Genomic DNA, 13,163 nt, shown 5'->3' on the forward strand with positions numbered 1-13,163 from the left:
AAGATATAGAGAGTAGGCAATAACCAGATAACTGGCGCTTATTGTATATTTTAATAAAAGAAAGTGTAGGATTATGGCCGCAAATAACAATTTTTTCACAGCAATATTAGATTTATTGTTTGGTAGTAAAAACGACCCGCAAAAAGAGCGCGCGCGCATGTTGCGTGGCGTGGAGAGTATTCTCAAAAAGCGTGGCAAGTATTTTAAGGTTGGTTCTCTGCAGGTGCAACCGGGTATGGCGCGTTTTTTTCATGATATTCATACCGTGGTGGGGCCTGCTTCCACCTCCTTGCAAAATATTATGAAGTCACAACAGATTCGGGCGATCATTATTGAATCCTTCTTGTCTAAGGAGTCGATGAAGACCATCAACCTGTTGCGTTCTGATGAAATAGAGAAGGCTTACGTGCAGATGCGCAATGCACAAGCACTTAAAGATCATATCAATAGCGGGATTGAAGAGATTAGTATGGTACTCTCTAGTAATCAAATCGCTGCGCAGGTTAATATGATCTATTCCTATCTTGTAGCCTTTGCTGAATTTTGTATGTTTGACTATTATTACATGCTTCATAAATTCGACGACGGCTATCCGGAGAATAACTTTAAGTATAAGCCCACCTTTCACTCTACCGCAGTCTCTGGTATTGCCGAGTCGTTGGATGAGTTTTTGCATATCGCGCTAGGAATTATGGGTAATGTGGATTGGAATAAGATATTTGCTATTTTGCACCAATATCGCAATGTCGAGTTAATTAATCGTGGTAACTGGGATAAGGTGCTTGCCTCAACTCGGGATATGGTGAATGAAGAGACCATCCAACTGATTATCCGTTTGGCAAAAGAGGATCCTTACTATGAGGCGAACTTTAAGCCTACGCGGGTGGATATTATCAAGCCTTATTTAGCTTCTCTTAAGGACGAGGCGAAAAAGCAGATTGGGCGCATTGTCTCATTAGAGCGTAGCCGATTGATGTCGAAGGTGTTGCAAGAGATCTTTAATACAACCGAGGTTACGGTTTTTCTCAAAAATTACAATAAAGAGAAAAACAATGCGATGTTGGTGGGGAAGGGCACGCTGGAGTATCAATATCACGAGGTGCTTAATACGGCGGTGCTTTTTGCTTATGAGTATTTAGATAAGGATATTAAAACGCTGGTTGACCTCCTTATTCTTAAGGGGAAATGGTCGCAAAACATGCACTATAAAGAATTTTCGGCAGCATTTCAAGCGCTCTTGCCTAGCGCAGATGATATTCTTAAATTCGACGCTACATTAAGTGAAGATAGTACCCGTATTTCTCGCTTACGCAACGCGTTACGATCGGTGGATAAGGATAAATTTGCCAAGAACACAGTTAATGGTATTTTGGACGAGATTAATTCCGATGCGCGCGATGTGATGATGAAGATTGCAGGTCATTATATGACGTTGGGGCGCTATCTCAAAATTTACATTGAGGACTACAAGCTTCAATTAAAGAGCGAGATTATCATTAACTGGCGCGAGATTGAAAAAGGTGCGGATCGCCCTAATTTAGGTAAGTACATGGTTGAGCTTTATACCAAAGTTTACTACTTGGTGCAGATGTTTCAACAATTTAGCTCTAAGTAAATCAAAGGTTATTTCTATTGTATGTAAGAAAAATGCCCCAGATTTGGGGCATTTCGTTTATCAAGCGTTTGATTATTTCTTAGGTGGATAGGGTTTGATATCCCAAATCTCTTCCGCGTACTGCTTGATGGTGCGGTCAGAGCTAAATTTACCAGAACGAGCAATATTGATGAGCATCATTTTTGCCCAGTTCTTCTCGTCGGCATAGAGTGCTTCTACCTGCTTTTGCGCATTGATGTAGGAACGGAAATCCTTTAATACCATATACTTATCGGGAGGATTACCATCTACGCCATACAACAAGCTTTGGTAGATAGGTTCAAACATATGCACATTCTCGGAAGCAAAAATAGGGTCATGTAAAGCCTCTACTACCGCAGCGATTTCAGGATCTTGTGCTAAGACTTGATGCGGATTGTAAGACATTTTTTGCGCATTTACCTCGTCGGCAGTGAGACCAAAGATAACAGAATTTTCACGACCCACAAGTTCGGCAATCTCTACATTCGCCCCGTCCAGCGTACCTAATGTGATAGCACCATTCATCATGAATTTCATGTTACCAGTACCTGATGCCTCATAACCTGCGGTAGAGATCTGTTCAGAAACATCGGAAGCAGGAATAATCTTCTCGGCAAGACTTACCCGATAGTTCTCTAAGAAGACCACCTTAATCTTATCACTTACCACAGGATCATGGTTGACCACATCGGCAACCGCATTGATAAGGCGAATGATAAGCTTTGCCATGTGATAGCCACTTGCAGCCTTTGCCCCAAAGATAAAGGTACGCGGAGTAACGTGGTAGTTGGGGTCGCTCTTGATGCGCTGATAGAGGTAGATGATATGGAGTGCGTTGAGGAGTTGACGTTTGTACTCATGCAGGCGCTTGATTTGTACGTCGAAGATGGAGGAGGTGTTCACCTTGATATTATTGTGTTGTTGGATATACTTGGCAAGAAGTTGCTTGTCTTTGAGTTTAATTGCCATAAACTCTTCTTGTGCTTTGGGGTCGCTGGCAAACTGCTCTAGCTTGCTTAACTCGTCAAGATTGGTAATCCAGCCATCGCCGATACGGGTGGTGATGAAGTTCGCCAAGGCAGGGTTGGCTTTGAGCAACCAGCGCCGTTGAGTAACACCATTGGTTTTATTGTTGAATTTTTCAGGAAAGAGCTCATACCACATCTTGAGTTCCTGCGTTTTGAGAAGATCGGTGTGGAGTTGCGCTACGCCGTTGATGGAGTGCGAACCAACAATCGCCAACCACGCCATCTTAATGACACCGTCATTGATGATCTCCATCTCTTTGTGTTTTTGCCAATCACCAGGGAATTTTTGGTGTAGAAAGTGGAGAAAGCGACGATTAATCTCTTCGATCACCTGATAAATACGAGGTAGCAACGGCGCGAAGATATTAATAGGCCACTTTTCGAGCGCCTCGGCAAGAAGGGTGTGGTTGGTGTAAGCAAAGACGCGGATACAAATACCCCATGCGGTATCCCAATCCAAGTGCTCTTCATCTACCAAAATGCGCATGAGTTCAGGGATAGCTACTACAGGGTGGGTATCGTTGAGCTGAATGGCAACGGCATCGGGGAGCTTGGAGAAGTCGGTACCCCACTGCTTTTTAAAGCGACGAATCAAGTCAGCCAGACCAGCGGCCACAAAGAAGTATTGCTGGCGAAGACGTAATTGTTTACCACCAACGGTGTTGTCATTAGGGTAAAGGACACGGCTAATATTTTCGGCTTGGGTCTCTTTGGAGACGGCACGACTATACTCACCGGCTTGGAAGAGATCGAGATCAAAGCCATCGGGAGAGGACGCTTGCCAGAGTCTTAACGTGAGCACCGTACTGGTGCCATACCCTGGAACGGGCAGATCGTAGGGTACTGCGATGATGGATTCGTAATCATAAAGATGATAGTAATTTTTGTTGTTATGATCTTTTTCAATGGCGACGCGTCCCCAAAATTTCACTTCGACCGCTTCATCGGGGCGCTTAATGGAAGCAACATCTCCGTGAACTAGCCAGTTATCAGGCTTTTCTACTTGGTAACCATTGATAATTTTTTGCTCAAACATCCCGTATTTGTAGCGGATGCCGTAGCCCATCGATGGGTAATTTCCTGTAGCAAGACTGTCGAGGAAACAGGCGGCCAAACGACCCAATCCACCATTACCCAATCCTGCATCGGTCTCCGCCTCTTCTAGGGCGTTCATATCGATGCCCAACTTTTTCGCAGCATCGCCAGCCTCTTCATAGAGATTCATATTGATGAGGGCGTTGCTAAGCCAGCGCCCCATCAAAAATTCTGCGGAAAAATAATAGGCCATTTTGGCTTTTTCTTTGTTCCAATGATTACTGGTCTGCGTCCAGTTATTTTTTAGCAGACCTAAGGCTTCGCGACTAAAGACATAATGAAGCTCTTCTAGCGAGGCTTCGGAAAGTGTCTTAAAAAAGTCTACGGAGACACGCTTTTCGATGTCGCGTAGCCACTCTTCTTTGTTAATGGTACTCATACCATCCTCCTTTTAGGTTTGTTGATAATATTGTAAAAACTTTACATTATAATTTTACCTGCATCTTTGTCAACGGTGTGTCGACGAATTTTCTTGGTGCCAGTAAGTTCCATGGGTTGGTCTAATAGGCGCACTTGACCAATACGTTGATAGCTACTAAGCCGTTTATTACCAGCGCGGATGAGTTCAAGAATACTCTCGGTGATTTCGGCTTCAGACTTACCTTTGAATAGATCTTTATTGGGGTAGACTAACGCCTCGATACCTTCGCTCTGTGTCTCTGCGTTGGCAAGATAGCCACGGATCAAGACTTGCTCAAACTCTGGGGTGAGCTGGAAGATATCTTCAACCTCCTCTGGGCTGACATTTTTTCCGCCTTCGGTAACAATAATGTTTTTCGATCGCCCTGTAATGTAGACATAACCATCGGGATCGATATAGCCTAAATCGCCAGTTTTAAAGTAACCCTCGGAGGTAAAGGCATCGGCAGTTGCCTCGGGGTTGTGGTAATATCCTTCAAAGACCATCGGCCCTTTAACCGCGATCTCTCCGTTACCGTCATTGTCGACATTATGAATAATAATATCGGTAAGATCGATGGGTAGCCCAATCGACTTATGTTTATTGCGATTGACCGGATTAAGCGTAACAATCGGCGAAGTCTCGGTGAGTCCGTAGCCTTGCACACAGGTAATGCCTAGGTGGTTAAAGAGCTTGATGGTGGTAGGTGGGATAGGACCTCCGCCGGAGATCATGAGATTGACTCCTTGTAGATTGGCTTTTTTAAGGACAAATCCTAGGAGTTTTTTGCCCACATTTTTATTAAAGACATTAAGCGATAAGGCGTTAATCGCCATGAGGCTGCGGACTAAGCCATAGCTGATTGCGCCCTTTTTACGCACACCGTCCAAAATACCTTGGAGCAATTTATTAAACAGCAGAGGAATTCCCGCGATAACGGTAATTTTATTGAGCGCCAGCTCCTTCATCATCTGCGAGATAACAATGCCCTTTGCAAAGGCAATGCTTGCCCCATTAGTGAGGGGGGTAATAAACGAGGATTGCATACAGTAGGTGTGATGGATGGGAAGAATCGCATAGAACATATCCTTAGGGGTAAAAGAGACCATACTCTCTAGGCAGTAAGCATCGGAGACGAGGTTGCGATGGGTAAGCATTACGCCCTTTTCCATGCCCGTAGTGCCTGAGGTAAAGAGGATGGCAGCGAGTTGCTCATTGTTATAGGTGGGAACTTCTGCGAGCTCTTTGCGCGCGCTTATCTCAAGGATATAGCGAGGATGCGTTTTGTTGAGGCAGAGATTGTGGGCGCTATAGGCGGAACCAAATCCCTCTTTGAAAAATTCCTCATCACCAATAACAAAGCGTACGTCGGCGCGCTTTGCTAGTGAGTTATTCTTTTCGATAGAAGCGGTGGCATCTAAAGGAATAACCGTAGCCCCCGACCAGAGTATCGCAAAGAAAGCAATGCCCCATTCTGGGCTGTTGGCGCCACAAAGGGCAATATTATCGCCTGCCTGCACATTAAGATCATGGGTAAGCATCGAAGAGAGGCGCTGTACACTGGTTAAGACCTCTTTGTATGTCATGCTAAAGGGGTTTTCTGGATCCAAGACGGTAAAGCAGAGATTATCGGCAAAAGATTGCGCGGAATTATGCAACATTTTGGGTAAGGTAGGCCAATCCCCTTCATACTTTCGCTTATGATTTGGGTCTGCGACATAGGCTAAATTTGTTTTCATATTTTTCTCCTTCTATGTAAAAACATCCTTATTTATCGTCCATAAATCTGGATAACCTTAATCATGATACTCTTTATAGCCTGTAAAGAGTATACACCATTTTAGCAGAATATAAAATATCTTTTTACAAAAAATCTTCATTTTTTCTAGAATTTTTATTTTTGGCGAGTAATGTTGTTGATTAAGCTTGACAGCTAGAGTTTTATCGGATATAATTTTATCGTGGAGGAAGAGAAATGTTGCGTTCACTCATCTATTTTCTTATCATTGCGTTGATTGCACCGCTGGCTTTTGCGCAAGATTCGGCAGCCAAAGAGCTTGCCAAGCGCCAAGAGGTCTTAGCCCGTATCGAATTGGAGAGCCAACGTTTTGAGTCGGCTACCAGCGATATTGAGCGTGCTGCCATCTTATATGAACGCGCCAGTCTTTATAATTTTTTAGGGAATATCTCTAGTGCTATTACAGATTTATCTCGAGCTATTGCCTTTAATCCCACGTTTGTCGAAGCCTACTATGCGCGCGGTTCTATCTATAATAATGCAGGCTTTGCCAGTCGTGCAGCCGAAGATCTTACCCAAGTTTTGCGCATCAATCCTAATCACCAACTTGCCTTACGTACCCGCTCTGCGGTTTACATGGCTTTAGAGCAGTATGAGCTCTCTCTTAATGATATGAATACCCTAATCAGCATGAATTCTTCCGTAGGCGATCTCTTTTATCAACGTGGCTTAGTCTTTATGAAGCTAGAACGCTTTCCCGAGGCTATTACTGATATGACGAAGGTCATCGAGCTTTCTCCCGGTAATGGACAGGCCGTCTTGGCACGTGGCGCTCTTTATCTTAAGACCAGCCAATTTGCAGCAGCTAAACGTGATTTTCAAAAGCTCTTAGTCGCAATGCCTGATCATGAAGAGTTACAAAAATTGCTCCAAATGGCAGAAGCGGGTATCGCGTATACGGGGAGTTTGAATTAGCTTGATATCAGAATTCCTCTAGTCCGTCAAAGACGATGGGCTCAAGCTGACGAAATTGTGGAAAAAAGGTAGCGATACGCTCTTTAAATTGTATCGTGAGGGTTAAATGTCCTGCGCGCGTGTGGTGCGTCTTCAGGATTTTTCCCACGCCATACTCCTCATCACGCACCCATCTTCCTATATAATAGATATGATCTCCATTATTTTGTGCTTCTACATCGTGGTGATGAAGCGTAACATCCTCGGAAAGATATGCTTCTTGTAAAAATTGGCTAGGTTGTTGATAACGGCGCTCCCCATAAAGAGTACGTTGTTGGGCATGCGTTACATAAAGCTCTTCTCTGGCACGAGTTATCGCCACGTAGCAGAGCCTGCGTTCCTCCTCAAGCTCTTCTACAATATTTCTCGAATGGGTGTTGATTTTTGGAAAGAGGTGTTGTTCCATGCCGGTTAAAAAAACGCAGTCATACTCCAACCCTTTTGTATTATGAATGGTGATAAGATTGAGTGTCGTCTGCTCTTGATCTTCTTCGGGTTGTTGGTTGAGTTGTAGACTCTCTAAAAAGGCGATAAGCCCATCCTTACCCGTGGGATAAAAAGAGAGAGCCGAAAGTAACTCCTGTAAATTTTCCAACCGATCACTGCCTTCCTCTTGATCTTTCTCTTGATAGTGCTGAAACAGTTCGAGCTCATGAAGCAATGTGGCGAGAAGTGTTTTTAAGGGCGAATTTTCCTCCAATTGGTTTTGTAATGCTTGATAAGTGAGCGCGATTTTTTCGATGGATACGCGCGCTTTACTTGGAAGTTTGGCTTGTATGGCGCTGTCAATGAGAGAAGATTCTTTTAACTCTTTTTGCAGATCTTCGATTTTTTCGATGCTCTTTGCCCCTACACCTCGGCTGGGCGTGGTTAAGATTCGCCTAAAAGCCACAGTGTCATAAGGATTGATTAGGAGTGTTAAGCCAGCAATCGCTGTTTTGATCTCCTCTCTTTCAAAAAACCGCATGGCACCCACTAGTTTATAGGGAATTTGTTCTTGTGTAAGATATTTTTCAAAAATCCGACTCTGCGCGTTGGTACGATAAAGAATCGCAGTTGTTCTATTTTTATACAATGCGTTTGCTTTAATTTGATTAATAATCCATTTAGTTTCTTCAATCTCGTCGGTAAATGTATGAAATTCTACAGGTTTTTGCGACGAATTTTCGGTGAAGAGTCTTTTTCCTAGGCGATTGATATTTTTATCAATTAAATAATTTGCAATATGTAAAATATGTTGATGCGATCGATAATTTTGTTCGAGTTTGATCATTTTTGTCTCTGGAAAGATGGTATCAAATTCAAGAATCGCGGTGGTATCAGCCCCGCGGAAGGCATAAATCGACTGATCCTCATCACCTACGACGGTTAAATAGGTCGCTTTTCCCACTAGTTTTTGCAATAACGCCGATTGCGTGCGGTTTGTATCTTGATATTCATCCACTAAAATGGCGTGCCATCGTTGTTCTTGTTCTGCTTTAATCAAAGGATATTGCTCCAAAATTTGCAGAGGTAAAAGAATCAGATCGCCAAAATCAACGGCTTGATTAGCTCTCAATGTCTGTTGATAGTCATCAAACATCGCTCTGAATTCTTCGATATTATGAGTATAATTATCCAATTCTTCTAGTGAAAGCGCATAATCTTTTGCTTTATTGATAAGATGTCGCCACTCTAAAAGCTGTTTTTTCGGTTCGCTTGGGTAAAGTCGTTTGAGGAGAGCAAGCTGATCTTGATCATCATAAATCGTAAAGTAGCGATACAATCCCATCACTTTTCCATATTCACGCAGAAATTTCGCGCCAAAGCTGTGGAACGTCGTGAAGGTAGTGCGTTCAAGTTCCGACGCTATGCTTATTGCACGGATTTGCATCTCCTTGGCTGCCTTGTTGGTAAAGGTAAGCGCTAAAATATCCCTTGAGGGTATTCCCTTTTTTTGCGTAAGGTAGGCGATGCGCTGGGTAATGACCGCCGTTTTTCCGGTGCCTGCTCCTGCAATAATTAAGAGACGATGTGCCGATTCTTCCACCGCGAGGATTTGCGTTTTATTGAGATGCATAGGTATTTGTACGTTTGAATGACGGATAAATATGACTAATCACCAAGAGAGGGGTCTCATTATTGTATAAATATTCATAAGTGGCGCTGGCGACAACGATTGATTTTACATAGTTGCGTGTTTCGGCGTAGGGAATCGCCTCAATAAAGAGCTCTTCGGGAAGATCTTTCCACTCCTCCCGCCAACGTCTCACCCGATTGGGGCCACCATTATAGCCAGCAAGTTGTGCATAAAGTCCTGGTAAACGCCCTTGAATCCAGTAAATATAGTTACTACTAATGAGCAAATTCTGTGTTACGTCAGAGAGATCAATGTCATTTTCAGGGATTCTTAATTGACGCGCCATATCCTTTGCGGTTGCCGGCATCACTTGCGCAAGCCCTTGCGCCGAAGCGCGGGATTGAATTTCTGGAGAAAAGCCTGACTCAGTGCGGATGAGCCCTAAATAAATGCTTGTTTTGAGATCGATGCTTTGGGCAGCTTGATGGATTTCTTCATAAAAAGCACGCGGGTAGAGTACGCGTAAATCCCCTTGATCGGGTTGAAATAGCGGTTTACTTCGCGCACGATTCATCATACGAATAGCTTGCAAATGCTCCCCTTGCTCATCGAGTGCGCGGGCAAGTAACCGCAAGGTATCAGTTTGAACTAATGTGCGTGTAGCTATAGATTTATCAATTGCTATCTGATTGAGCCCATAGTAGATAAATCCCAGTAAATGGAGGTCAGCTGATGGTTGTTTACTTACCGCGGCAGCACTAGCAAAGCTCGAGAAGGCTTCCGAGGTTTTGTCGATCTCTAAAATAGCGCTAAGATCGTTCTCTTCTTGAAGAAGAGGGGAGGAAAGGCGATGTACATTGTGCAGGGCAACGGGCACTTCATTGAGGGCGGTGGCTGCCATAAAAGCAGCATAACTGAAGGGATCGAGGGTTGCCTCTTGGAGATAAGCCAGCATTCTGGCGCGGTTAAGCGGGATAAAGCCGTGATGCATGGCGCGCGCTAACACCCAGCCATACTGTGCGCGCATTTGGTTGGATGCTTGGCGATCGATGATGAGATTGTGAACTTTTTCTAATTCTGCGAATTTTCGATTGGCAACAAAGTCGCGTAAAATGATTTGAAAAAGATCGTCAAACCAGCTAGCCTCTTGATGGATAAGAATCTTTTGTGAAGCAATTGCGTCCATAAAATCTTTAGGATTATTTCTATATAGAGAATTGAGATAGTACCAAACCACGTCATTATAATCTTGATTATTTGTGGCAAGGCTAATAATAGGAGCGAAGAGCTCTACACTGGTTTTGTAGCGTCCAAGTCGCCAATGTAGCACGGCATTCGCGCGTTGAATTTCAAAGTAAGCGGGGTGAGACGGATCAATATGCTTTAGGGCTGATTGGAGTTGCTCAATAGCCACCTCACGTTGATTGACATAGCCTGCCAGTTGAATATACGGGCGCACCATTGTTGGATATGAGAGAAAGGGATGGGTTGCTTTGGTTGTGATAAGGGCATCAAGGGCAAGAAAATTCTCTCGTGTGCGACGATCTTGCATCGTCTTCATTGCTTGTACAATCGGCAATAAAGGAAAAGATTCCGATGTAGTATTGTCAACCAGTTCTGTAACAATCTCGCTAAACTGCGGATGCAAGGGCCACTTGAGCAGTAATTCTTCTACTCCATTTTGCCAAAATGCACGTTTAAGATGCATATTATTTAAGATTTTTAATGTATTTGCATCTTCTTTAATGGTTAATGCTTCAAGACGCAGGGGATCGGTTGCTTGCAAATGCTGTAAGGATTCTTCGTATTCTTGTTGGTGATAAGCCAGTTGCGCCCTTGTATAAAGAATTGCGGTTGCTTTTTGATCGTTTTTACTGAGTTTTTGGAGTTGCTTAGCGATAAGTCCACGTTGTTGCGCATCCTTTGCTAAGTTCATGGTCTGTAGGGCGTGGTACTCAAACCAAGGATTATCGGAGCGAATACCAGCAAGAAGCAGATGGAAGGCTTTTTTCTCTTCATTCATGGCTAATAGATGATAGGAATAGTAGTAATCGCTACCTAAGCCTGCTTGTTGAAGCTCTTTGGTAGAGAGGGAGGCATCGGGGTGAGGTGTACGCATGAGAGTGAGTGTTTTTAGGCGAGCGTGATCGTCGCGTGGGGCGGTAAAAGAGTTTTCGAGGTGAGAGGCACTGCAGTTGAGCAAAGAAAAAAAGGAGAGGATAAATAAGGGAAGATATACATACTGTTTCATGATTACATTTATCGACAGAAAAGAGGAATAGGTAAAGTGTATCTTGTGGGAAGGTAAAGAAAAAACCAAGAAGGAAAAAAGGAGGTTAAAACCTTCTTGGCTATTAACCTAACCAGTGTCAGGTAATTTAATTTACCACATAAACAAAAAAATGTCAAGTATTTTTTCTCATTTTTAGGAACGAGGTGCTTGTGCGGGGTCGATAGGGTTGGCATCTTTGAAGACGGAGAAGGTAATTTTTCCGGTATTTTCGGTGATCATACCGAGGGGAGTGCCGACGCTAATTTCTTGTCCTTTAATGACAAAGACGGCATCGAGTCCGCCGTAAATGTAGACATACCCTCCGCTCTTTTCTACCAAAACGATTGTGCCTAATTCGCGATGGGGTCCTAGATAAATCACGGTGCCTGATGCAACAGAAAGCACCGAGCTGGCGCGTTGTGAGGCGATGGTTACGCCCTCTTGTCGTCCGGTGTAGCGACTAATCGTGCCCTTGATGGGCCACTGTAGCGAAGTTGTTTGCGTGTTGGGTTGAGCAACCACTTGTTCGGGTGGGCGCGGTGTGGTATTTTGCGGGGCTTCGGGCGATGAGGTGGGCGGTGGCGTTTGTGGGGTGCTAGCTGTATTGCTCGGTGGACGAATACGGAGCTCTTCCCCAATCTTTAAGACGGTATCGGCAGTACGCTGATTGATTTTAAGTAACTCTTCAACGCTTAAATTATAGCGTTGCGAGATGTTATAATAGGTATCGCCTGCCTGAACAGTGTGATAACCTTGGCTAGTTGCGACTACACTACTTTCTTCTTGCGAAGGAATTTTTAGGATCATCCCCACGCGAATTTGGGTGGGGTCGCTAAGTTGATTTAGCTCTTGAAGCGTAGCGACGGAGGTATTATAGAGTCTGGCGATAGAGTAGAGCGTCTGCCCTGCCTCTACGACATGCTCACTCGACCATAGGGAGAACCCCATCAAGAAGAGAATAATAAATGTAAATATCCGTAAGCACTTCATTACACTTAGAAGATCGGCAAATAGGTGCAATAAATTGATAAAACGCTTAACTTTTTTTTACTTCTGCCGATAAAGAAAATTTTTCTTTAGTTAGAGGAATCACGATGCTCTTTCGCCGAGCATCAAGATGAATCGCCTATAAATACGATGATGCAAGGAGCTAGGAGTTTTTTTTCTGTGATATTTTGATAGGGTTGCGGGGCAAGTCGCCTAAAAAAATATCAACTTTTTGCAGGGGCAGGGATGTAATCGCTATATTTGTTTGCCAGTGAGATGAGCGTTTTCGCCATCCGATCCAAGCTTACGACGTAATGGACGTAGCCAGCATCCACGGCAGCTTTGGGCATGCCGTAAACCACCGAGCTCTTTTCATCTTGAGCAACGGTAATTGCCCCCAAATTATAGAGTTCACCCATCTCTCTGGCGCCATCTTTCCCCATACCAGTCATGAGAACGGCAATGACGCGCCCATGGTATGCCTGCGCGACACTCGCAAAGAGCACATCGACACTAGGACGATGCCCACCCACCGCTGGTGTGCTAGTGAGTTTGACTTTCTTATAAAGACCTTCGCGCACAATGGTGAGATGTTGATTACCGGGGGCGACTAAAATTTCCCCACGTTTCACCTTCTGCCCCTCTTCGGCGATACGAATAGGTAGCTTGGCGCTGGAGGAGAGGCTACGCACAAAGTCATCGACGAAATCGAGGGGAATATGCTGAACAATCACAATAGGTAAAGGAAAATCTTCTTCAATCTGTCCAAGCATCTTAATGAGCGCTGCTGGCCCTCCCGTGGAGATGCCAATACAGACAATATCTGCCGACTTTGTGAACCGCGTAGGCTCATACTTAGGCCAATCCTTCATTTTACCAATCAAATTCCTCTCGCCCACCTGGGGAGTTTCTTTATTCTGCATCGCTTCATCCT

8 protein-coding genes are annotated in these 13,163 nt (G+C 44.1%); 2 read left to right on the forward strand and 6 right to left on the reverse strand.

Annotated elements, in window-relative coordinates; translation table 11 throughout:
- Nucleotides 1-73: 73 nt before the first annotated feature.
- Nucleotides 74-1,615 (forward strand): hypothetical protein, encoded by a 1,542-nt coding sequence (locus PVA46_RS02470; protein ID WP_167695180.1) that lies wholly within the window; start codon nt 74-76, stop codon nt 1,613-1,615.
- A 72-nt stretch (nt 1,616-1,687) separates the two neighbouring features.
- Here PVA46_RS02470 and PVA46_RS02475 read toward each other — a convergent pair whose 3' ends face one another.
- Together PVA46_RS02475 and PVA46_RS02480 are read right to left on the reverse strand one after the other, a co-directional pair.
- Nucleotides 1,688-4,138, reverse strand: a complete 2,451-nt coding sequence (locus PVA46_RS02475; RefSeq protein WP_167695181.1) for a glycogen/starch/alpha-glucan phosphorylase — start codon at nt 4,136-4,138, stop codon at nt 1,688-1,690.
- A gap of 41 nt (nt 4,139-4,179) precedes the next feature.
- On the reverse strand, nt 4,180-5,898 hold the full coding sequence (locus tag PVA46_RS02480; RefSeq protein ID WP_167695182.1) for an AMP-dependent synthetase/ligase: 1,719 nt from the start codon (nt 5,896-5,898) through the stop codon (nt 4,180-4,182).
- A 236-nt stretch (nt 5,899-6,134) separates the two neighbouring features.
- Between PVA46_RS02480 and PVA46_RS02485 the strand changes: the two genes are divergently transcribed.
- Nucleotides 6,135-6,872: a tetratricopeptide repeat protein gene (locus PVA46_RS02485; protein ID WP_167695183.1), complete on the forward strand. Its 738-nt coding sequence runs from the start codon at nt 6,135-6,137 to the stop codon at nt 6,870-6,872.
- Between the two features lie 7 nt (nt 6,873-6,879).
- On the opposite strand, the gene PVA46_RS02490 is transcribed toward PVA46_RS02485, so the two are convergent.
- From PVA46_RS02490 to PVA46_RS02505, 4 genes are all read right to left on the reverse strand, one after another.
- Entirely contained in the window at nt 6,880-8,970 is a 2,091-nt protein-coding gene (locus tag PVA46_RS02490; protein ID WP_167695184.1) for an ATP-dependent helicase, read from the reverse strand.
- Nucleotides 8,957-11,221 (reverse strand): flagellar assembly lytic transglycosylase, encoded by a 2,265-nt coding sequence (locus tag PVA46_RS02495; protein ID WP_167695185.1) that lies wholly within the window; start codon nt 11,219-11,221, stop codon nt 8,957-8,959. Before PVA46_RS02495 ends, PVA46_RS02490 begins: the two co-directional genes overlap by 14 nt.
- A 174-nt stretch (nt 11,222-11,395) precedes the next feature.
- A complete protein-coding gene (locus PVA46_RS02500) occupies nt 11,396-12,190 on the reverse strand; it encodes a M23 family metallopeptidase (protein WP_274360313.1) in 795 nt (264 codons plus the stop codon).
- 263 nt (nt 12,191-12,453) lie between these two features.
- Nucleotides 12,454-13,152 (reverse strand): CheB methylesterase domain-containing protein, encoded by a 699-nt coding sequence (locus PVA46_RS02505; protein WP_167695187.1) that lies wholly within the window; start codon nt 13,150-13,152, stop codon nt 12,454-12,456.
- Between the last annotated feature and the right edge of the window lie 11 nt (nt 13,153-13,163).

This window comes from Entomospira culicis (assembly GCF_028748145.1).
Classification (GTDB): domain Bacteria; phylum Spirochaetota; class Spirochaetia; order WRBN01; family WRBN01; genus Entomospira; species Entomospira culicis.

Coding starts and splice junctions, on each gene's coding strand:
- PVA46_RS02470 (WP_167695180.1), top strand. CDS start 74: ATGGCCGCAAATAACAATTTTTTCACAGCAATATTAGATTTATTGTTT.
- PVA46_RS02475 (WP_167695181.1), bottom strand. CDS start 4,138: ATGAGTACCATTAACAAAGAAGAGTGGCTACGCGACATCGAAAAGCGT.
- PVA46_RS02480 (WP_167695182.1), bottom strand. CDS start 5,898: ATGAAAACAAATTTAGCCTATGTCGCAGACCCAAATCATAAGCGAAAG.
- PVA46_RS02485 (WP_167695183.1), top strand. CDS start 6,135: ATGTTGCGTTCACTCATCTATTTTCTTATCATTGCGTTGATTGCACCG.
- PVA46_RS02490 (WP_167695184.1), bottom strand. CDS start 8,970: ATGCATCTCAATAAAACGCAAATCCTCGCGGTGGAAGAATCGGCACAT.
- PVA46_RS02495 (WP_167695185.1), bottom strand. CDS start 11,221: ATGAAACAGTATGTATATCTTCCCTTATTTATCCTCTCCTTTTTTTCT.
- PVA46_RS02500 (WP_274360313.1), bottom strand. CDS start 12,190: ATGGGGTTCTCCCTATGGTCGAGTGAGCATGTCGTAGAGGCAGGGCAG.
- PVA46_RS02505 (WP_167695187.1), bottom strand. CDS start 13,152: ATGCAGAATAAAGAAACTCCCCAGGTGGGCGAGAGGAATTTGATTGGT.